At 52.8% G+C, this 578-nt stretch carries 1 protein-coding gene; it reads right to left on the reverse strand.

Translation table 11 applies throughout. The features are described from left to right. The coding region (locus AAAU26_RS00045) for a helix-turn-helix domain-containing protein (protein WP_349180840.1) at positions 1–578 on the reverse strand (578 nt) is incomplete at both ends.

Raw genomic sequence — 578 nt, forward strand, 5'->3', positions numbered from 1 at the left:
CCGATGCCCTTTTTGATTTCCTTGACCGCTGCCATGAAGTACATCTCAATGTCATCAAGGTCGCCTTGGTACACCGGCTTTCTCCGAAGGCCGATGTCCTTTGCGGCTTTGGCTGCTTCTGGAGTCTTGACCCTTGTACGCAGCAGGGTGCTCAATGTCGTGAGCATGGCATTCTGTGCTGCGATGCCGGATGCAAAAGTATCGTCAAAATACTGCGCTATGCGGTAAGTAAGCTCTGCAAAGCGGGCGTTTTCCAGCAGCAGATTGACCACCTCTGTATTGACACGCCCTGTGTAGAGGCTCTTTGCGGCTTCTACGGACAGGCCAAGTTCGGCAATGTCGTAGTTCTTGCGGTCGGGGATGTTGGTTTCTCCCAGCAGAAAATCCGTAGACACGTTGAACAGCCTTGCAATCTTCAGCACCTGCTCATGGGTCAGGGTTCCTTTTGCGCCACTGATAAAACGGTTGATGGTGCTCTTGGAGCAGCCGATCTCCTTGGCGAGTTCTGGTTGGCTGATGTTGTGCTCTTTCATCAAGTCCGCAAGACGGATGTTGGATGGTGCGGGCAGATATTCCTG

It is taken from the genome of Faecalibacterium longum, from assembly GCF_040094125.1.
GTDB lineage: Bacteria > Bacillota > Clostridia > Oscillospirales > Ruminococcaceae > Faecalibacterium > Faecalibacterium longum.